Origin of the sequence: Natroniella sp. ANB-PHB2, assembly GCF_046097105.1 — a bacterium.
GTDB lineage: Bacteria > Bacillota > Halanaerobiia > Halobacteroidales > Halobacteroidaceae > Natroniella.
Genome location: NZ_CP175562.1, coordinates 2,277,020 through 2,296,706, shown reverse-complemented (window position 1 = coordinate 2,296,706; position 19,687 = coordinate 2,277,020). Strand labels below are relative to the sequence as shown.

Sequence of the window (19,687 nt, the reverse complement as noted above, 5' to 3'; positions counted from 1 at the left end):
ACTATCAACTATCAATTATTAACTACCAATTATTTTTTTAACGCTCTTTTCAAATTTAGGACGTGGTAACATGATTACTCGTCCACATTTTAAACATTTAACCCTAAAGTCCATTCCTGTTCGTAAAATCTGCCATTGATCATTACCACAGGGATGTTCTTTTTTGAACTGCACTACCTCTCCAACTGTAAATTTCATCCTGTCACCTCCCAAATTCTAACTTCAATTAACAGTATACAAAGAATTTTTTTGAAATTCAAGCTTCTTTATCCTAAATTTTGATTTTAAACATTTTATACGCTCTAAGTTTAAGTTTGAGACTATCAACCACCAACACAATAAGATTTTAGTTTTTTACTTAAACTTAGACTTAGACTTAGACTTAGACTTAGACTTAAGTCATTCTTTATTAACTATAGTCAAGTGTTGATATGGAATTGCAATTCCAACCTGATCAAATCGCTCTTTAATCCTCTGCTTCATGACCCTTCCTATCTGCCATGAATCCATCGGTTCTACCATTGCAATCACCCTAATTTGAATACTAGAATCACCTAACTCCTCTACTCCTTGCACTGTTGGCCCTTCCTTGATTTCTTGGTATTCATTTTGTAATTCACTAGCCAACTCTTCTAAAACTGTAATTGCTTCCTGAATACTCTGCTCATAATCAATTGGTGCATTGACTACCACCCTTCTTGCTGCTGTACTAAAATTAGTTACCTGTTCAATATTACTATTAGGAATAATATGTAAATCACCATCAAAGTTCTTAACCTTAGTCACTCTTAAGCCTATCTCTCTTACAACCCCTTCTACTTCAGCAATCTGTACATAATCCCCAACTACAAATTGCTTTTCAAAAAGAATAAAAAAACCTGTAATTATATCTTTAACTAAGTTCTGAGCACCAAAACCTAAAGCCAAACCAACTACTCCAGCCCCTGCTAAAATGGAACTTGTAGGAACCCCTAATACATCTAAAGCCATCGTTCCTCCGATAAAATAAATGGAATATCTTAAACCACTTTTCAGAACAAAATTCAAGGTTTTATTTCTCTGTTTAGTATATTTTTCGTATTCTTCTCTTTCGTCAAACAACCTTTCGATTAAAAAGTCTCCAAACCTTAACAGTAATTTAGTAGTAACTAAAATTGCAGCTAACTGTAAAAAAGCTAGTCCAATCTGTTGTAATAATCTAGCTGATAATAGCTCAACTGTAATCAATCTGAAAATCCGATCTAAAACATTATTTAATCTATCCATTATCTTCCTCCTATATTCCAATTCTAAGATCATTTAAACAGGTTTAAACATAAATATGTTGCCGTAAACAATTTATTTTTTATTAAAGTTTACCGCGATATAAATAATTTATAATTAACAATGATAATAAACCTAAGCTAGCTTTCCCCAATTGTGGATAAATCCATTCAATCAATCTGGCAAAAGAAAGATTACTAATCGGGCCAATCAATACCATAATTATAATTAAAATCTTCTGCCTAGTCAATTTAACCGTTAAGTCAATCCTATCTGACAGGCCATATAAGTTACAGCTGGCAGTTGTTAACATTGCTAGCCATAGTGTAATTGCATAAATATAATATAAATCCTGCCTATATTCTGAAATTATTTCTAACATTGGAATTTCAGCACTTGATATTTGAGGGTAAAATTGGTTCAATACATAGCCGATCAAAAAAGCTAAAAATCCTAATATTAAACCTCCAGCTACAACCCCGATAGTTAACTCCTTTTTCCCTGTTTTAGCAGCCAAAGGAAGTAAAACCGTTAATCCTAAAATCAGGTTATATCCACTGTAAACAAAAGAAGAAAATATCCACTCTAATTTAAGATCAAATGTGGTTAAATTAATTTCAAAGCCAGTTATCAAGCCGTTAATCACAACCAAAGTAACAACTATTAAAAAGGGAATTAATAATAAATTTAATTTCATAATTCCTTCTAAGCCATAATAATTAGCCAGTACTACTATTATCATAGAAATTAATAATCCTACACTAGAGTTAACATTAAATAAAAAAGCTACTATCTCCTTGCTTCCAGATAACATAACAACTAAACTACCTAATAAAAACAAAGTAAAAAAGAGATCTGCTACAAACCCTAGTCTATTACCAGCAAGCCTATAAAATAACTGTCGATAATTAGTTACACCTAAGTTTTTTCCAATATAAACAATGTTGACACCTAACACACTAAAGATCACTCCTGCTAAGATTATCCCTAATAAACCATTATTTCTATAGATAATAAAGAACTGGAATATCTCTTGGCCCGAAGCAAAACCAGCTCCTATCACTGCTCCAATATAAGTTACTATTATTTTCATAGTTACTCCCAATTTCAAAATAATCCCCCCTCTACACATCTATATTATTCTTAACTTTAATAAATCAAGGTAATAATTTACAGTTTAATTAAGAAGCTAATTACATACAGTAAGAATAAGTAAAGGGCAGACTATAATTAATCATAAAAATATCATTAATGATTCGGCTTCACTAAACGTATAATCTAGATTAAGCAGGGGGGAAATCAATGAAAAATAATAGAAAAACAGCTTGCTATTATTGTGGTAAGATGTTAGATAGTCCCAAATTAATTGCTCATAAAAAATTATTTTGCCAAAACTGTTACTCAAGTTATCAAAATATATCTTCAACTAAATCAACTAGTTTTAATCGTCAAGAGTTATTAAGTCGTAATCGAGTACATATTGATGATCCTCTAGCAATGACGAACCTTAAAAAAATAATCAATAGCAAATTAGAACAAATTTATAACCCCCTCAAACAAAAATTAGCAATAATTTGTATTGGAACTGACCGCTCAACTGGAGATTCCTTAGGACCTTTAACCGGTTCAAAATTATCTAACTTTAAATTAAATAATAACATTAGAATCTTTGGTACTTTAAACTCACCAATCCATGCCACTAATTTAAATGACAAATTAGAATCTATTAATCAAAAATACCCCAATTCCTTTATCATTGCTATTGATGCTGGGTTAGGAAAGAGTACTAGTGTCGGTTCAATTTGTGTCAATGAAGGACCACTAAAACCTGGTTCAGGCGTTGATAAAGACTTGCCTGAGGTTGGTAATATGCATATAACAGGTCTAGTCAACGTTTCAGGGTATATGGAATACTTTGTTTTACAGAGTACTCGACTAAGTTTAGTGGTTAAAATGGCCAAAATAATCTCTTATTCCCTAATTCAGGGTGTAAGAAAGATCTCCCAACAAATAAAATAAGGCTTTAATCTTTTAAAAGATTAAAGCCTTATTTTTATAATTTCATATTCATTTTAACATGCTTAATTCCTGCTTCAACAAATACTTGATCAGATATAACTTCAAAGCCATGGTTTAGATAAAAATCTTTAACTTGTAATTGAGCGTGAATAGTAAGTTGGGATAAATTTCTTTTCTTAGCCACTTTAACAACCTCATTTAATAGAGCAGAACCTACTCCTTTTCTTCGAGATCCTTTTATCACAGCCATTCTTTCTAATTTTCCAGCTTTATCTTTTACAAACAATCTACAAGTTCCTACTACTTTGCCAGCTAACTGAGCTACAAATTGAGCTGCTTCTTTATCCTTACCATCAAATTCTAGATCTGATGGTACCTTTTGTTCTTTGATAAAGACTTCTTGTCTTAGCTTTAAAGCTTGTTTTAAAACCTTATCATCATTAATTTCTCTAACTTTAAGCTGACTTAGTTCTTTTTTTTTTACTATTATCAGCTTTTGTATCCTTCTGTTCTTTACTTTCAGCCATCTTAGATGTACTATTCCCTTTAAATATAGCTCCATCATGAATAATTAAATTTGAAATAGAAATATCTCCAATCAACTTTCCAGTAGTAACAATTTCTAATTTTCCGTCTGCTATAACATCTCCTTCTACCTCTCCAGCAATCATTATATCAGCACCTTTAACATCTGCTCTTAGCTTACCTTGCTTCCCAATAAAAATATCGCCTTCAGCTTCTAACTTGCCCTCTATTTCTCCATCAATCCTAATTGATTCATCAACCTTAATCTCTCCTTGAATCTTTGTACCAGCACTTATTACAGTTCCTACGTCTTTAGTCTTTTTACTCTTCTTCTTTTTTTTCTTTTTACTTCCAAACATTACTTTTAGCCTCCTTATTTCGATTAATTATAATTTTAATAGGTTTAATGCATAAGACCTGATAATTTTTCCATTAAAATATTATCTTATGTACTCAATTGGATCAATTGGTTGACCATTTAAGTGAACTTCATAATGAAGATGAGGCCCTGTACTTATACCAGAACTACCAGATAAAGCTATTGTTTCTCCTCGCTCTACCCTATCGCCTACTCTGACTAGCAATCGATTATTATGAGCATATAAGGTTTTATAACCAAATCCATGGTCTATAACCACAGTCCGACCATAACCCCCTTTATTTCCTGCCTCAACTACTCTCCCTTCTCCAGTAGCAACCACCTCATGATTATACCATACAGCTATATCAATTCCGTTATGAAAGGTCTTCCGCTCTAAGACCGGATGGAAACGATCTCCAAAAGTAGAGGTTATTCTACCCTCCTCATTTTTAATTGGCCACCCTTCTGGTCTAGCAGCTAAGTACTCTCTGTACTCTTCAATATCCTTCTCTAAATAATTTAGCTCTTTCTGTTTTTGTGGTAAAGAGGTCTGTAATCTCCTAATTGTAGATTCAGTATGCTGAACCAACTCTTTACTAGAATTATTAAATTGGCTATAATCAACGGTTTGCATTGAATAATCATCAGATTCATTAAATTCAAATTCTTTACTACTGAATTCTTCTTGAGAGTCTATTAGTTCTTTGATTTTCTTGTTTTCTTGTTTAATATTATTAAATTTGATTTCAATTTGTTCTGTTTGCTGTGAAATTTGGGCCAACTTATCATGTAAGTACTCATTTTTTTCAACTAACTCTATATTTTCTTCCCTATAATGAATCAATTGCTCAATCCGTTGTAAAGAAAAGTCATACTGCCGATTATAGTAATATAATGCTCCAACTAAAGCTAATAAAGCAACTAGTATTGAAGTAAAAAGAAATTTAATCAGCTTTTTTGATATACGTAAAGTAAATATATCATGTTCTGTGTGAGGAACAATTTTAATTGTTACTTTTTCCTTTTGCTTATAATATGACATATTACTGCCCCTCCATTTTTGATAATCTAACATCTAATACACGTATTCTACATAAATACTAATTTTCCTTTTTTTTTTATGATAGGAAATTAAAATTTAAATTACTAATTATAAAGTTATCAACTATAATAATTCTAATTGATAAAAGTTATGTAATCAAACTAGAATAGATGTACAAAAAATACAACTACAACAATAGATGGTAATAAATTACCTACTTTGATCTCAGTTATTTCTAACAAATTCATTCCAATAGCAAAAATCAACAACCCGCCAACAGCAGTCATTTCAGCAATTACAGCTGAAGTTAAAACTACTCTAACCTGAGCAGCTAATAAACTAATTAGACCTTGATAGATAAAAACAGGTATAGCTGATAAAATGACACCTACTCCTAATGTTGAAGCAAAAGCAACTGCAGAAAAACCATCCAATAATGATTTGGCATATAAAGTAGAAGGATCTTGTTGTAAGCCATCTTGAATAGCCCCCATAATAGCCATTGCTCCCACACAATAGATTAAACTGCATTGAACAAATCCTTCAGCTATTTGTCCTTGCCCACTCAATAACGATTCAAACCAGCCTCCTAATTGCTTCAACTTCTTTTCAATATTAATTCCCTCTCCAATCAATCCACCTACTAGTAAAGCAAAAATAATATAAACTGGATTTTCAGTTCCTAAAGCCATTTTAAATCCCAACAATAAAACTGCTAAACTCAACCCTTGCATTGCAATCTTTTTAAATCGCTCCGCCAATCTATTTCCCAATAAGATTCCTAAACTTCCTCCAATTACAATTGCTACTGCATTAACTATTGTCCCTCTCATATCAGTCTCCTTAATCTTAATTATTAAATTTATTACTAAATTTTCAATTAAATCTCCTCTGCTATTTCATTGATAGCAATGATAAACTCCCTTATTTCTCCTCTTGTATTAAAGTAACTAGGGCTTACCCTTATAACCCCTTGCTCTAAAGTTCCTAAGGATTCATGGGCCAAAGGTGCACAGTGCAGTCCAGTTCTTACCGAAATATTAAAAGCTTTGTCTAAAATATAGCCAATTTCCCCTGAATTCTCTACTCCAAGATTGAATGCTAAAAGTGGAGCTTTTTTCTTTAAATCTAATGTGCCATATAATGTTACCTCTGATATCTGTTTTAGTTGCTCTTGTAGGTATATTATTAGATTATTTTCATGCTCTTTAATCTTATCCAACCCTTCTGCTAAGATAAATTCTACCCCTGCTTTTAAACCAGCAATCCCAACCGTATTTGGTGTCCCACTCTCATAAAGGTCCGGCCTTAACTTAGGTTGATTAATATCTTCTGAATAACTACCAGTACCTCCTTGAATTAATGGCTTTAATTCAATTCCTTCTTTAAGATATAATCCTCCAGTCCCTTGTGGCCCAAATAAAGCCTTATGACCAGTAAAAGCTAGCATATCAACCCCTAACTTTTGCACATCAATCTGATAAACACCTGCTGTTTGGGCAGCATCTACCAATAGCTTAACCTCAGAGTCTGCTACTAATTGAGAAACTTCCTTAATCGGTAATAAACTGCCTGTTACATTAGAGGCATGAGCCATTACTACTAATTTAGTATTCTTTCTAAGAGCACTTCTTATCTCCTCAATTTGAACTTGACCTTTCTGATCAACCTTTATAATTGATACTTCTACCCCTCTTTTCTCTAACTCTTTGACTGGTCGCAAGATAGAATTATGAGCCAAGCTAGTAGTGATTATATGATCTCCTGGCCTTACATATCCTTTGATTGCTAAATTCAACGCTTCAGTAGCATTAGCAGTAAAGATAATTTCTTGTATGCTGGCAGCATTAAATAATCTAGCAAGCAATCTTCTGGCTGCAAAAATTATCTCTCCTGCTTGATTAGCCATCTGATATCCAGCTCGTCCAGGGTTAGCTCCATAACTTCTCATAAAATCATCCATTGTTTGATAAACTTTTTCTGGTTTAGGCCATGTAGTAGCTGCATTATCTAGATAAATCATTTTGCGCCCCCTTTTTAAGTAGTTTGCCAGATTCTATTTGCCTTTGGAAACGGCTCTAAAGCCCGATTTAAAACTCCATATCTATAAGCAATCAATATTCCATAGTTAACAATTGGAATTCCTAAACTATCAGCTAATTTTACTCTATATAATATTTCTTTACGGTTGGTCATACATCCTCCACATTGAACAATCAAATCATATCCTGTTAAATTTTGAGGGAATTCTCGACCAGCTACATGATTAAACTCTAACTTAACTTTCGCTATTTCCTCAATCCAAGCTGGAATCTTAACAGTTCCTATATCTTCTATCGTTCGATGATGGGTACATGATTCTGCAACTAAAACCTTAGCACCTACTTCTAAATCTTTAATTTTCTTAACTCCTTTGGTTAAAGCCTCTAAGTCACCCTTATAGCGAGCAAATAAAATAGAGAAACCTGTTAACTTTATTTCAGAAGGTAAATTATCGGCTACATCTTGAAAAACTTGTGAATCTGTTACTACAAGTTGGGGAGGTTCTTTTAATTTAGTTACTGCTTGCTTTAATCCATCTTCTTTAACTACCAAAGCTTGAACATCATTATCGAGTAGATCCCGTAAAGTCTGAACTTGAGGTAGGATCAATCTTCCTTTAGGGGCAGCTATATCTATCGGTACTACTAATATAACTATATCATAAGGTTTAACTAAATCGCCAATAAGATCCGTTTTTTCAAATTTTTTTGAAGCAGATAAAGCTATTTCCTTCTTTAACTGCTCAATCCCAGTTCCTTCTTTAGCACTAACCGGTAACAACTTGGTACTTAACTTCTTGCTCAAACTTTTTAAATTAACCTCTTTAACTTTATCTACTTTATTAAAAACACCAATTACAGGAATTTCTCTTTGCTCTAACTCTCTTAATAGCTCTAGTTCGTAATCACCCACCTCAACTTCAGAATCAATTACTAGCAAAGCTAAATCGGTTCGGCTTAAGATTTCTTTAGTTTTTTTAACTCTCAACTCTCCTAGTTGACCTTGGTCATCAATTCCAGCAGTATCGATCATTACAATTGGCCCTAAAGGTAATAACTCCATCTTCTTATAAACAGGATCTGTGGTAGTACCTGCTATTTGAGAAACAACTGCTAATTCTTGATTTGTTAAAGCATTAACTAAACTAGACTTTCCAACATTTCTTCTACCTAATAAGGCAATATGTACTCTGTTAGCTTGTGGTGTACCCTCCATTTTATCCTCCTCTAATTGATATTAAATAATACTTGATTTTAATAACGATTTACTGTTTAAAAAAACAAGCTGCATACATTGTATACAGCTATTTCCAGCATATTTACTTCTCCTACTTAATATATCCAGGCACTTTCCTACCAGCCTCCTTAACTGAGTTAGTTGCTACCTCTAAATTGATCATATTTTTATCCCTATAAATTTGATATTTCTCTCGTAAAACACGAGGAGTCATAATCAACATAATTACATTACCTCCAACCTTCAACCCTTTAGTCAAACCCTCTTTAGCTAAAGAAGCTAAAGCAGTAGTGGAAGGAATGTAAACATTTTGACAAACTAACCTTGTTACAGCAATCGCTTTTAAGGATAATAATAAATCTCCTTCTGGATATTCTTGATAAGGAGTTCCTTGAGCTGGTAAAAAAGGGCCAATCCCAATCATATGTACTCCATACTCTTTATAAAAGAGAATATCAGAAGCTAAATCTTCCACCTTTTGATCAGGTAAACCAACTATACTCCCCGAACCAGTGATATATCCTAACTCCTTTAGCCACTTAATATGTTTTCTTCTTACTTCAAACTGATCATCTGGGTGTAATTGTTTAAAGAGTTTACGGTTAGTTGACTCTATCTTTAGTAAGTAGTTATCGACGCCTACTTCTTTAAAAATTTTATACTCCTGTTTACTCCTCTCTCCTAAGCTAAGGGTGATCTTCATACCAAACTTCCTCTTAATCTCTCGAACAATATCAATAATCTTATCGGTAGTGTACCATGGATCTTCTCCAGATTGTAAAATGATTGTCTCTACTCCCAATTGATCAACCTGTGCTACCGTCGAAATAATCTCTTTTTTACTCATTCGATAACGCTTAATCTGCTGTTCACACCGTAAACCACAGTAATTACAATTTTTAATACAATAATTGGAAAATTCAATTGCTGCTCGAAGATCAACAATAGACCCTAATACCTCGGCTCGAATCTTATTTGCTGCTTCAAATAAAGCTTTTAACTCACCATCTGTTTGAGCCTGTAAAAGGGTAACTATCTCTTCTTTAGTCAACACCTGATCTTGAGCAACCTTTTGTAATACCTTCTCAAATTTAGCATTTAATTTTAAATCCCATAATTCAGCCCAGTCTGCTCTTCGATCTTGCCTTTTAACATGATAAATACCTAACCACTCAATTGAGCTCTCCTGCAATAACTGCCTTACTAATTCTTCTTTAGAGCGAGCAAAACGAATAGCCGTAGTACAGGCAGAACCAATTCCCGAAGGAGTAGGAACCAGCTCTATTTTAATTCCAGATGAATTTAAATAATGCTTTGCTTCTAACAGATGATGGGTTGAAGAACAGAGTAAAACTGAATTTTCCTCTATACCAGTCGCAATAAATTTATCACGTAAAGCCATTTAATTAACACCTACTCTTTCAACGCCTTAATAAATTAATCCTTTTATAAATTTGTTTACTTTAATTTTAAAAATATAGATCACGCTGTCCACGGTTTATCAACTCCAATTTATTGAGCAACTCTTCTCTAAGTTGCTGCTCCTCAATTGCTGCTATCTTTGCTTCAATTAATTCTTCCCCTACTTGTTTACTTTCTTTAGAAGCATAATCTTCTAAGTACTCTTTAAAAGTTAAAAGAGCATTTGGTGTACAATACTCTTTTATAAAACCTGGCTTAACAGCCTCCATAAAATGCTCCCCCGTCCTCCCTAATCGATAACAGGCTGTGCAAAAAGATGGTAAATATCCCTCTTGAACTAACTCATTAATTACTTCATTCAAAGAACGAGTATCTCCTAGTTTAAATTGCTCTTTTTTAACATCTTGTTCTTTCTCAAAATCTGTATAACCCCGCATTTCAATCCTGCTTCCTGCATCAATCTGAGATACACCTAGCTTCATAACCTCCTCTCTTAACATAGGTTTCTCTCTAGCTGTTAAAATCAAACCTGTATAGGGTACTGCTAATCTTAAAATAGCTACTAGTCGTTTAAATTGTTGATCAGTTACTAAATGTTTATTATTAACTTTCAGGTTAGTAGCTTCTTTTAATCTTGGGAAGGAAATTGTATGCGGGCCAACACCATAATTCTCCTCCAAATGAATTGTATGTTCTAACAAACCCAAAACTTCATATTTCCAATCATACAATCCAAATAAAGCACCAATTCCTACATCATCAACTCCAGCTTCCATAGCTCGATCCAAACCAGTTAACCTCCAGTTGAAATCAGATTTTGGCCCACTGGGATGAACTTGTTGATAAGTCTGATAATGATAAGTTTCTTGAAAGATCTGGTAAGTTCCAATCCCTACTTCTTTTAACTTGCGGTATCCTTTAACACTTAATGGAGCTGCATTAATATTAACCCGTCTTAATTCTCCAGCCCCCTTCATCTCATAGGCTAATCTTACAGTCTCCGCAATAAAATCAGCATCATAATCAGGATGCTCACCATATACAAAAATTGCTCTCTTTTGACCTTGCTTCTCTAATACCTTAACCTCTCTTTGTAACTCTAATTTAGATAAGGTAGAGCGCTCAACCTCATAATTAGAAGATTTAAAACCACAATAGTTACAATCATTAATACATTTATTTCCAATGTATAATGGGGCAAACAGTACAATTCTCTCACCATAAATCTGACTTTTTAACTTCTTTGCTGCAATAAATATCTTCCTAATTAAATTTGGCTCTTCTGCTTGCAACAAAGTAGCAGTTTCCTTTAAATTCAACCTCTTCTTATTGAGAGATTTTTTAATAATCTCTTCTATCTTACCATCAGTTGGACTAACAGAATTTAAAACCTGATTTAGCTTTTCATTATCAATAAAGTTAGTCATAATTACACCTCTCTGCAATATTTTATGACTCATATCTCTGCTTTATTAACTTTAAACCTTTCCTATTAAAACAAAAACCAGTAAGGCACTTAAGTGCCTTACTGGTTTTGTTAACTAATAATTGTTTCATGTGAAACTACTCTTCCATAACCTCAATAACTCTCTCTAAATCTTCTGTCGAATAATACTCAATCACTATCTTACCCTTCTTCTTACCTGGATTAATATCCACTTTAGTTCCTAAAATATTCATTAATCTTTGTTCGATAAAGGATACATTAGGATCTTTTTTCTGCCTAGGCTCCTCTTTTGATTTATTATCTTCTTGTTTAAGCTCTTTAATCAATCGTTCACTCTCTCTAACTGTTAACCCTTCTCTAATAATTTTTTCTGCTATCTTATGCTGCAACTCTATTGATGATAAAGCTAATAAGGAGCGAGCATGCCCTTTGCTTATCTTTTCTGCTACTAATAAACCTTTAATTTCTGTTGGTAACTTTAACAAACGCAATGCATTGGCAATTGATGAACGACTCCTTCCTACTTTAATAGCTACTTCCTTTTGAGATAAATTAAAGTCAACAATCAATTTTTGATAAGCTTTTGCCTCCTCAATTGGATTTAAAGCTTCTCGTTGTAAATTCTCAACTATAGCAACCTCCATCATTTCTTGACAATTTACTTTAATCACAATTGCTTCAATTTTATCTTTGCCTAAACTTTTAACTGCTCGATATCTTCTTTCTCCAGCTACAATTTGATATTTCTTCTCAACTTCCCTGACTAAAATAGGTTGAATCAAGCCTTGTTCTTTAATCGATTGACTTAGTTTCTTTAATTTATCAAAATTAAATTTATCTCTTGGCTGATAAGGATTTGGCTTAATTAAATCTATTGGAATTTTAACAACTCTGTTTAGCTCTTCATCTATGACTAAATTTTTTTCATCAACCCTTTCAAATAAACTACTCTCTTTCATCCTTTTACTCCTCCTCAATCTGAGTTTTATTAATCAACTACTACTCTATCTCTATCCCAAAAATATAAATTCCTCCCTTAGGGAAGGAATTTTATACTTCATCATTTCCAATTGAATTATAACGGACTTTTTTTAGGTTTTCCTGCTCGACGTGGATATTGAGTAGGTGTATGGGCCAATTTATCAATCACAACTAAATGACGTTCTGCTTCACTATAAGGAAGGTTAACCTTTCTTAAATCAAAGATTGCACCTCCCAAGCTTTGCACTGCTTGTTGGCTTTCTATAACCTCTTGTTCTGCTTCAGAACCTTTTTGAGCGATCAATCTCCCGTTTACTTTAACAAAAGGTAACGTATATTCAACTAAAGTATTTAAAGAAGCTACTGCTCTAGCTACAACATAGTCATATTGCTCTCGATAATTTTGATCTTGGCCATAATCTTCTGCTCTACCATGGATAAACTCTATCCCCTCTAAACCTAATTTATAGCATAATTGCTTTAAAAAATTAGTTCGTTTTCGTAATGAATCAAGTAAAGTTAATTTAAGTTCAGGATAAATTATCTTAAGTGGTACTCCAGGAAAGCCAGCTCCCGTTCCTACATCAATTACCTTCTCTTTTCCATTCAAATTTAACTCTACTAGACAAGTTAGTGAATCTAAAAAATGTTTGATAATAATCTCTCGAGTAGTATCAAGAGCAGTTAAATTCATCTTTTGATTCCACTCTTGTAGTATTTCTAAATACCTCATGAATTTATATATTTGCTCCTCAGTCAACTCAACTCCTATCTGTTGAGCACCGGTTACTAATAGTTCTTTATCCTGCATCAATTATTCCTCCCCATTTCTACTGATCTGCTCTAAATAGACGGTCAATACCGATATATCTGCTGGAGAAACACCAGAGATTCGAACAGCTTGTCCAATAGATAAAGGTCTAATCTGATTTAACTTCTCTCTAGCTTCAATCCTCAGACCCTCTATCTGCTGATAATCTATTCCTTCAGGGATTTTTTTATCCTCTAATTCCCTCTGCTTTTCAATCTGTTTTAATTGTTTTTTGATATAACCTTCATATTTTAATTGAATTTCAACTTCTTCTTGTACATCATAGGGTAACTCAGATCGCTTAAGATCAAGCTGGGCCAACGATTCGTAATCAAGCTCTGGCCTCTTAATTAATCTTCCTAGATTATCCTTATTCTTCAATCTAGTACTCCCTAAGTCCTCTAACTGTTTTTGAATTTCTTCCTCAGGATAAATGATAGTCTCTTTTAAGCGAGTAATTTCCTCTTCAATTGCTTCCTTTTTAGCCTTAAATTTTTCAAACCTTTCTTCAGAAATCAATCCTAACTGATAACCCAAAGAAGTTAATCTCAAATCTGCATTATCTTGACGTAATACCAGTCTATATTCAGCTCGAGAAGTCAACATTCGATATGGTTCTTCAGTTCCTTTAGTAACTAAATCATCAATTAAGACCCCAATATAAGCATCAGAACGCTTTAAGATAAATGGGTCTTCTTCTTTTAAATCTAAGACAGCATTAATTCCAGCTAATAAGCCTTGAGCTGCTGCTTCCTCATAACCACTTGTACCATTGATTTGGCCCGCTGTATATAAGTTTTTAATCTTTTTAGCCTCTAGAGAAGGTTTCAATCTAGTAGGATCGATAGAATCGTATTCTATTGCATACGCAGGTCTAATAATCTCTGCTTCTGCAAATCCATCCAGTGTCCGTAACATTTCAACCTGAACATCTACCGGTAAACAAGTAGAAAACCCAGATAAATACATTTCATAAATATATTCTCCTTCAGGTTCAACAAAAACCTTATGGCGATCCTTGTCAGGAAATCTATCAACTTTGGTTTCAATTGAGGGGCAATAGCGAGCTCCTTCTCCTTCAATCTGACCACAATGCATTGGAGAACGCTCTAGATTATCCATGATTACTTGGTGAGTTTGCTGATTAGTATAGACCATCCAACAATCACGACGTTCCATTTGGTTGTCAATCTGTTGGTTTGTAAAAGAAAAAGCTATCGGTCGGTCAATACTGGGCTGTTTTTTCAGCTGATTAAAATCTATGGTTCTCTTATCAACTCTAGGAGGTGTACCAGTTTTAAACCTCCTCAACTCAAAACCTAATTCTTTTAGATGGTCGGATAAGGCATTAGATGGAAATTGATTATGAGGGCCAGAGTTAAACTTTGTCTCCCCAACGATTATTTCTCCTTTTAAGAAGGTTCCAGTCGTTAATATAACCTTCTTCCCCTTAAATTCAACTCCACTTTTAATTCTAACTCCTGTTACAACATCTTCTTCAATAATCAACTCTTCTACCATTCCTTGGCGTAAATCAAGATTTTCTTCCCGCTCTAGAGTCTCTTTCATCTTAAGATGATACATCTTCTTATCAGCTTGGGCCCGTAAAGCATGAACTGCTGGCCCTTTTCCTGTATTCAACATCCTTAATTGAATACAAGTTTTATCGATATTTTTAGCCATCTCTCCTCCCAATGCATCTATCTCCCGTACAATATGGCTCTTAGCTGGCCCTCCAATAGCAGGATTGCAAGGCATTAAAGCAACAATGTCTAAATTAATAGTCAAGACTAAACTCTTAAATCCCATTCGAGCAGCAGCTAAACCTGCCTCACAACCAGCATGTCCTCCTCCTACTACAATCACATCATAATCAGTCATCTTGCCCTCCTCCTCTCTTTAACTCTTCTAAATGAATCATCAGGACTGAAATATCAGCTGGTGAAACTCCAGAGATTCGAGAAGCCTGGCCTACAGATACAGGTCTAATTCGCTCTAGCTTCTCTCTTGCTTCTTTCCGTAAATTGTCTAAGCTTTGATAATCAATCTCTTCAGGAATACTTTTATCTTCCATCTGTTTAAACTTCTCAACCTGACTCAATTGACGCTCAATATAACCTCTATATTTAGTCCTAATCTCCAACTGTTCTGCTATCTCTGGAGCAACCTCTGGTACTTCAGAAATAAATTTATCTAAATCTTGATAATCCACCTTTGGTCTTTCTAGAATAGTAGCTAGACTAACAGGTTTTTTTAATCCTCCGCTACCCAATTGCTCAAGTACCTCTAATACCTTTTGGGTCGGAGTAATTTGAATATTATTTAATTGCTCTAAATTTTTAGCAATTATTTTACGTTTGTTCTCAACTTGCTGATATTCTTGCTGATTGATTAACCCTAAGCGATGACCAATAGAGCTCAATCTCAAATCAGCATTATCTTGGCGTAAGATGAGTCGATATTCTGCTCTTGATGTCAACATCCTGTATGGTTCATTAGTCCCTTTAGTAACTAAGTCATCAATTAATACTCCAATATAAGCATCTGAACGTTTCAAAATTAATGCTTCTTCACCCTTTAAAGCTAAAACAGCATTAATTCCAGCCATTAATCCTTGAGCTGCTGCTTCTTCATAACCACTAGTTCCATTGATCTGTCCTGCTGTATATAGATCTTGAACTACCTTATTCTCCATTGTTGGCAGCAGCTGATATGGTGGAATATAATCATATTCAACTGCATAACCAGGTCGCATAATTTCTGCTTTTTCTAGACCAGGTACACTCCTAATAATATCGACTTGAAACCCTTCAGGCATACTCGTTGTTAAACCATTTAAATAAAGTTCATTAGTATGTAACCCTTCAGGTTCAACAAATACTTGGTGGCTATTTTTATCAGGGAATCTCATTATTTTACGATCAATTGATGGGCAATATCTTGGCCCTTCCCCTTCAACAATTCCAGTTGTCAACGGCGAATATTCAATATTATCTTCAATTACCTGTTTCGTATTATGGTTAGTATAAGTCAACCAACAGGGAACTTTTTCCCTTTCTTGACGAGGTTGGAAGAAGGAAAACTGAATTCTTTCTTTCGAGCTAGGATGAATTGTCATCTTAGAAAAATCTACAGATTCTTTATCAATTCTAGGAGGGGTTGCTGTCTGAAATCTATCTAGTTTAATTCCTGTCTCCTTTAAACTCTCTGCCAAATCAGTCGCTGCAAACTCCCCTTGTCTTCCTCCAGTATACTTAGTATCCCCAATAATTACTTTACCGTTAAGTGAAGTTCCGGTAGTCAAGATAACTTTAGAAGCTCGATAGCTCATTCCAGTTATCGTCTTAACTCCTGTTACTTGTTGTTTGTCTACTATCAAGTCAGTCACTACAGTCTGTTTTAAGTCTAGATTCTCCTGCTCTTGTAAAACTTTAGTCATCTCAAATTGATACTTGTTCTTATCAGCTTGAGCTCGTAAAGCATGAACTGCTGCCCCTTTAGAGGTATTTAACATTCTAATATTAATATAGGCCTTATCAATATTTTTAGCCATTTCTCCTCCTAATGCATCTATCTCTCGTACAATATGTCCTTTAGCTGGCCCTCCAATTGATGGATTACAAGGCATTAAAGCAATATGATCAGCGTTTAAAGTCAATAATAAAGTTTTACAGCCCATTCGTGCACTAGCTAAAGCAGCTTCACAACCTGCATGCCCTGCGCCAATAACTATAATATCATAATTTTTCATCTTTCCCCCTCCTTATTTCCCTAAGCAAAAATCAGCAAAAATCTGATCAATAATATCCTCTCCGATTGTATCTCCTGTGATCTCTCCAATCGCCTCTAAAGCCGCCCTTAAATCAATCGTAATAAAATCATTAGGCAATCTCTTTTCAAAAGTTTCCCGCACATCTAATAACCTTTGATGAGTTCTATCTAATGCGTTTTTATGTCTCATATTCGTAATTAAGGTTTGATTTGTAGCTCTAACATCACCACTAAATATTAAATCTGAAATTACATTCTCTAATTTATTAACCCCTTCATTCTCTATGGCAGAAGTTTTAACAATAGGGGCCGTAGGTAAAAACTCCTCAATAGCCTCTAAATCTAAGTTATTGTTAAGATCAAATTTATTAGCAACAACAACTGTCTGCTTGCTTTTGATCAATTCCATTAACTCTCGATCTTCTGTAGTAATTTCTTGACTTATATCTAGTACTAGTAATATCAAATCTGCCCTTTTTAAAAACTTTTCACTCTTTTCTATACCAATTCTTTCTACTTTATCTTCTGTCTTTCTAATCCCAGCTGTATCAATTATCTTTAATGGAATTCCATCAATATTAATTACTTCTTCAATCACATCTCTTGTTGTTCCTGGCACCTCAGTTACAATTGCTCTATTCTCTCTCAATAAAGCATTTAATAGGCTAGATTTCCCAACATTCGCCTTTCCAATAATTGCCACTTCCAGTCCTTCTCTCAAAATTTTACCCCGTTGACTTGTTTCTAACAGTTCATTTGTCTTTTTAACTGCTCCATCAATCCTATCAGCTAACTGTTCAGGATTAAAATCTTCAATCTCATCCTCTGGAAAATCAATAGTTGCCTCTAAATGGGCCAATAAAGATATGATATCTTCCCTAATTTGATTAACTTTTTTAGATAATCCACCTTCTAATTGATCGATAGCCACCTCTAATCCTACTTCAGTTTGAGATCTAATTAAATCTATAATTGCTTCAGCTTGAGCCAAATCTATTCTTCCATTTAAAAAAGCCCTCTTCGTGAATTCACCAGGATCAGCTAACCGTGCTCCCATATGTAAAACTACATCTAATATTTTCTGAACTACTATTGAGCCACCATGACAATCAATTTCTACAATATCCTCAGTAGTGTAAGTTTTAGGAGCTTTCATCACCAAAGTAATCACCTCATCAACAACCTGCTGACTACGCGGATCAACAATCTTACCATAATGAGCAGTATAACTATCTGCCTCAAGCAAACTTTTATCTTTTTTACTTTTAAATACCTCTTCTACTATCTCAATAGCTTCTGGACCACTAATTCTAACAATACCGATTCCACCTTCACCTACTGCCGTTGAAATAGCAGCAATCGTATCTGTAATATACATCCATATCACCCCTAACTAATAAACTACCCAAATGAATACTTTTAATTAATATTTAAACATAAACAAACCCAGTATTTTAAAATACTGGGTTTAAGTCTTACTCAGCTACAATAACTACCTTCCTATAAGGCTCTTCTCCCTCACTATAAGTAGAAATACCAGATTTATTTTGCAAAACTCTATGAATAACCTTTCTTTCATGAGCAGGCATTGGATCCAAGAGCACTTTTCTTTTCTTCTTTTTAGCTTTCTTAGCCATCCGAAGGGCCAACTTTTCTAACGTTTTCTCTCTTCGCTCTCGATAGCCTTCAGCATCTATCACTATACGTACATACTCACTATCACCCTTGTTCACCGCTAAATTGGTTAGATATTGTAGTGAATTTAAAGTTTTACCTCTATACCCAATAATAATCCCTAATTCATCACCAGTTACATCTAAAACTATTGTTTTATTAACTGAATCTTTATTAACAACCGTAATCGTCAATTCCAAATCCATCTGTTTAATAACTTCTTGTAAAAACTCTTTAGCTAGCTCAGCTTTATCTATCTTCTTAATTACCTCTAATTTAGCATCTTTTTTTCCAAACAAACCAAAAAAACCTGACTTAGCTTCCTCTAACACTTCATAATTTACATCATTTTTACTGACTCCTAATTCTTCTACTCCTTTAGTAAGGGCCTTTTGAATCGTCTCCCCTGTTACAATGACCCTCTCCATTTTAAGTTGATTCCTCCTTTAAATCAGTAGGCTCCTTATACAAAAAGTATTGCTGCACTGCCATAATTAAATTAGAAGTAAACCAATACACTAAAACACCAGCCGGCAATCGAAAACCAATTAAAATAATAAATAGAGGCATAAATAATGCCATCTTATTATTGCTTTCTTTTCCTGATAATTTTTGGGTCATTAAGCTTTGTCCTAACATTACTAAACCAGTTAAAATAACCAATGGTAAATAAGGCCCACTCAAATCAGGTACTAATAAAAAAGCCTCTCCAGCTAGCTCTTCCCAGTCTTGTAAAGATCTAAATAAAGCAATTAATATTGGCATTTGAACAAGCAATGGTAAACATCCTGCTGCCGGATTTACTTTATGTTTTTGATATAACTTCATTGTCTCCTCTTGGTATTTTTCTTTGTTATCACCATACTTCTCCTTTAATTCTTCCATCAAAGGTTGTAACTTTTGCATCTTTTTCATAGAACGTGTTTGCTTAGATACTAGTGGAAATAAGAGTAATCTAATACCCAAGGTTAATAAAATAATCGCTGAACCATAACTCCCAGTAAAACCATATAACTGGGTCAATAATGTTTTCATAAATTCTCCTAACCATCCAAATACTCCTACTGAAAACAAATTTACCAAAATAAACCC

Annotated in this window: 19 protein-coding genes; 1 reads left to right on the top strand and 18 read right to left on the bottom strand. The window is 33.9% G+C overall.

The features are described 5' to 3' along the window. Nucleotides 1–18: 18 nt before the first annotated feature. From ACKF5P_RS11455 to ACKF5P_RS11445, 3 genes are all read right to left on the bottom strand, one after another. Nucleotides 19–198 carry a DUF951 domain-containing protein gene (locus tag ACKF5P_RS11455; RefSeq protein WP_408955321.1) on the bottom strand — a complete coding sequence of 60 codons (180 nt, stop codon included), beginning with the start codon at nt 196–198 and terminating at the stop codon, nt 19–21. Nucleotides 199–399: 201 nt separating this feature from the next. Then, on the bottom strand, nt 400–1,266 hold the full coding sequence (locus ACKF5P_RS11450) for a mechanosensitive ion channel family protein (RefSeq protein WP_408955320.1): 867 nt from the start codon (nt 1,264–1,266) through the stop codon (nt 400–402). Between the two features lie 82 nt (nt 1,267–1,348). After that, nucleotides 1,349–2,374, bottom strand: coding sequence for a hypothetical protein (locus ACKF5P_RS11445; protein WP_408955319.1), 1,026 nt, complete (start codon nt 2,372–2,374; stop codon nt 1,349–1,351). 191 nt (nt 2,375–2,565) lie between these two features. On the opposite strand from ACKF5P_RS11445, the gene yyaC reads away from it, so the two are divergent. Then, nucleotides 2,566–3,282, top strand: a complete 717-nt coding sequence (gene yyaC / locus ACKF5P_RS11440) for a spore protease YyaC (protein WP_408955318.1) — start codon at nt 2,566–2,568, stop codon at nt 3,280–3,282. A 34-nt stretch (nt 3,283–3,316) separates the two neighbouring features. Here the strand turns inward: yyaC and ACKF5P_RS11435 are convergent, their stop codons facing one another. The 15 genes from ACKF5P_RS11435 to ACKF5P_RS11365 all read right to left on the bottom strand — a co-directional run bounded on the left by ACKF5P_RS11435 (nt 3,317) and on the right by ACKF5P_RS11365 (nt 19,678). Then, complete coding sequence (locus ACKF5P_RS11435) at nt 3,317–3,844, bottom strand: GNAT family N-acetyltransferase (protein WP_408955317.1); 528 nt, start codon at nt 3,842–3,844, stop codon at nt 3,317–3,319. Further along, nucleotides 3,738–4,166, bottom strand: a complete 429-nt coding sequence (locus ACKF5P_RS11430; RefSeq protein WP_408955316.1) for a polymer-forming cytoskeletal protein — start codon at nt 4,164–4,166, stop codon at nt 3,738–3,740. Before ACKF5P_RS11430 ends, ACKF5P_RS11435 begins: the two co-directional genes overlap by 107 nt. Before the next feature lie 81 nt (nt 4,167–4,247). Next, the gene (locus ACKF5P_RS11425; protein ID WP_408955315.1) at nt 4,248–5,210 is read right to left on the bottom strand and encodes a peptidoglycan DD-metalloendopeptidase family protein; all 963 of its coding nucleotides are present in this window, start codon (nt 5,208–5,210) and stop codon (nt 4,248–4,250) included. A gap of 161 nt (nt 5,211–5,371) precedes the next feature. Then, the gene (locus ACKF5P_RS11420) at nt 5,372–6,043 is read right to left on the bottom strand and encodes a DUF554 domain-containing protein (RefSeq protein WP_408955314.1); all 672 of its coding nucleotides are present in this window, start codon (nt 6,041–6,043) and stop codon (nt 5,372–5,374) included. Between the two features lie 47 nt (nt 6,044–6,090). Beyond that, on the bottom strand, nt 6,091–7,233 hold the full coding sequence (locus ACKF5P_RS11415) for an aminotransferase class V-fold PLP-dependent enzyme (protein ID WP_408955313.1): 1,143 nt from the start codon (nt 7,231–7,233) through the stop codon (nt 6,091–6,093). Between the two features lie 14 nt (nt 7,234–7,247). After that, nucleotides 7,248–8,468 carry a [FeFe] hydrogenase H-cluster maturation GTPase HydF gene (hydF, locus tag ACKF5P_RS11410; protein ID WP_408955312.1) on the bottom strand — a complete coding sequence of 407 codons (1,221 nt, stop codon included), beginning with the start codon at nt 8,466–8,468 and terminating at the stop codon, nt 7,248–7,250. Nucleotides 8,469–8,580: 112 nt separating this feature from the next. Further along, nucleotides 8,581–9,891, bottom strand: a complete 1,311-nt coding sequence (gene hydE / locus ACKF5P_RS11405; protein ID WP_408955311.1) for a [FeFe] hydrogenase H-cluster radical SAM maturase HydE — start codon at nt 9,889–9,891, stop codon at nt 8,581–8,583. 67 nt (nt 9,892–9,958) lie between these two features. Then, nucleotides 9,959–11,338 carry a [FeFe] hydrogenase H-cluster radical SAM maturase HydG gene (hydG, locus tag ACKF5P_RS11400; RefSeq protein ID WP_408955310.1) on the bottom strand — a complete coding sequence of 460 codons (1,380 nt, stop codon included), beginning with the start codon at nt 11,336–11,338 and terminating at the stop codon, nt 9,959–9,961. 136 nt (nt 11,339–11,474) lie between these two features. Continuing rightward, nucleotides 11,475–12,317, bottom strand: a complete 843-nt coding sequence (locus tag ACKF5P_RS11395) for a ParB/RepB/Spo0J family partition protein (RefSeq protein WP_408955309.1) — start codon at nt 12,315–12,317, stop codon at nt 11,475–11,477. 116 nt (nt 12,318–12,433) lie between these two features. After that, nucleotides 12,434–13,150 (bottom strand): 16S rRNA (guanine(527)-N(7))-methyltransferase RsmG, encoded by a 717-nt coding sequence (rsmG, locus tag ACKF5P_RS11390; RefSeq protein ID WP_408955308.1) that lies wholly within the window; start codon nt 13,148–13,150, stop codon nt 12,434–12,436. Between the two features lie 3 nt (nt 13,151–13,153). Beyond that, on the bottom strand, nt 13,154–15,031 hold the full coding sequence (gene mnmG, locus ACKF5P_RS11385) for a tRNA uridine-5-carboxymethylaminomethyl(34) synthesis enzyme MnmG (protein ID WP_408955307.1): 1,878 nt from the start codon (nt 15,029–15,031) through the stop codon (nt 13,154–13,156). After that, nucleotides 15,024–16,901 carry a tRNA uridine-5-carboxymethylaminomethyl(34) synthesis enzyme MnmG gene (gene mnmG, locus ACKF5P_RS11380; RefSeq protein WP_408955306.1) on the bottom strand — a complete coding sequence of 626 codons (1,878 nt, stop codon included), beginning with the start codon at nt 16,899–16,901 and terminating at the stop codon, nt 15,024–15,026. The genes mnmG (ACKF5P_RS11385) and mnmG (ACKF5P_RS11380) overlap by 8 nt, the downstream gene beginning before the upstream one ends. Nucleotides 16,902–16,913: 12 nt before the next feature. Beyond that, entirely contained in the window at nt 16,914–18,299 is a 1,386-nt protein-coding gene (gene mnmE, locus ACKF5P_RS11375) for a tRNA uridine-5-carboxymethylaminomethyl(34) synthesis GTPase MnmE (protein WP_408955305.1), read from the bottom strand. Between the two features lie 97 nt (nt 18,300–18,396). Beyond that, entirely contained in the window at nt 18,397–19,023 is a 627-nt protein-coding gene (gene jag / locus ACKF5P_RS11370; RefSeq protein ID WP_408955304.1) for an RNA-binding cell elongation regulator Jag/EloR, read from the bottom strand. Nucleotide 19,024: 1 nt separating this feature from the next. Then, on the bottom strand, nt 19,025–19,678 hold the full coding sequence (locus ACKF5P_RS11365) for a YidC/Oxa1 family membrane protein insertase (RefSeq protein ID WP_408955303.1): 654 nt from the start codon (nt 19,676–19,678) through the stop codon (nt 19,025–19,027). Nucleotides 19,679–19,687: the final 9 nt, after the last annotated feature.

What these genes read in the sequence shown, in the direction of transcription:
- ACKF5P_RS11425 (WP_408955315.1), bottom strand. Translation starts at nt 5,210, where the DNA reads ATGTCATATTATAAGCAAAAGGAAAAAGTAACAATTAAAATTGTTCCT.
- ACKF5P_RS11395 (WP_408955309.1), bottom strand. Translation starts at nt 12,317, where the DNA reads ATGAAAGAGAGTAGTTTATTTGAAAGGGTTGATGAAAAAAATTTAGTC.
- mnmG (WP_408955307.1), bottom strand. Translation starts at nt 15,031, where the DNA reads ATGACTGATTATGATGTGATTGTAGTAGGAGGAGGACATGCTGGTTGT.
- yyaC (WP_408955318.1), top strand. Translation starts at nt 2,566, where the DNA reads ATGAAAAATAATAGAAAAACAGCTTGCTATTATTGTGGTAAGATGTTA.
- mnmE (WP_408955305.1), bottom strand. Translation starts at nt 18,299, where the DNA reads ATGTATATTACAGATACGATTGCTGCTATTTCAACGGCAGTAGGTGAA.
- ACKF5P_RS11430 (WP_408955316.1), bottom strand. Translation starts at nt 4,166, where the DNA reads ATGTTTGGAAGTAAAAAGAAAAAAAAGAAGAAGAGTAAAAAGACTAAA.
- ACKF5P_RS11420 (WP_408955314.1), bottom strand. Translation starts at nt 6,043, where the DNA reads ATGAGAGGGACAATAGTTAATGCAGTAGCAATTGTAATTGGAGGAAGT.
- ACKF5P_RS11415 (WP_408955313.1), bottom strand. Translation starts at nt 7,233, where the DNA reads ATGATTTATCTAGATAATGCAGCTACTACATGGCCTAAACCAGAAAAA.
- hydF (WP_408955312.1), bottom strand. Translation starts at nt 8,468, where the DNA reads ATGGAGGGTACACCACAAGCTAACAGAGTACATATTGCCTTATTAGGT.
- ACKF5P_RS11450 (WP_408955320.1), bottom strand. Translation starts at nt 1,266, where the DNA reads ATGGATAGATTAAATAATGTTTTAGATCGGATTTTCAGATTGATTACA.
- hydE (WP_408955311.1), bottom strand. Translation starts at nt 9,891, where the DNA reads ATGGCTTTACGTGATAAATTTATTGCGACTGGTATAGAGGAAAATTCA.
- jag (WP_408955304.1), bottom strand. Translation starts at nt 19,023, where the DNA reads ATGGAGAGGGTCATTGTAACAGGGGAGACGATTCAAAAGGCCCTTACT.
- hydG (WP_408955310.1), bottom strand. Translation starts at nt 11,338, where the DNA reads ATGACTAACTTTATTGATAATGAAAAGCTAAATCAGGTTTTAAATTCT.
- rsmG (WP_408955308.1), bottom strand. Translation starts at nt 13,150, where the DNA reads ATGCAGGATAAAGAACTATTAGTAACCGGTGCTCAACAGATAGGAGTT.
- mnmG (WP_408955306.1), bottom strand. Translation starts at nt 16,901, where the DNA reads ATGAAAAATTATGATATTATAGTTATTGGCGCAGGGCATGCAGGTTGT.
- ACKF5P_RS11455 (WP_408955321.1), bottom strand. Translation starts at nt 198, where the DNA reads ATGAAATTTACAGTTGGAGAGGTAGTGCAGTTCAAAAAAGAACATCCC.
- ACKF5P_RS11435 (WP_408955317.1), bottom strand. Translation starts at nt 3,844, where the DNA reads ATGGAGCTATATTTAAAGGGAATAGTACATCTAAGATGGCTGAAAGTA.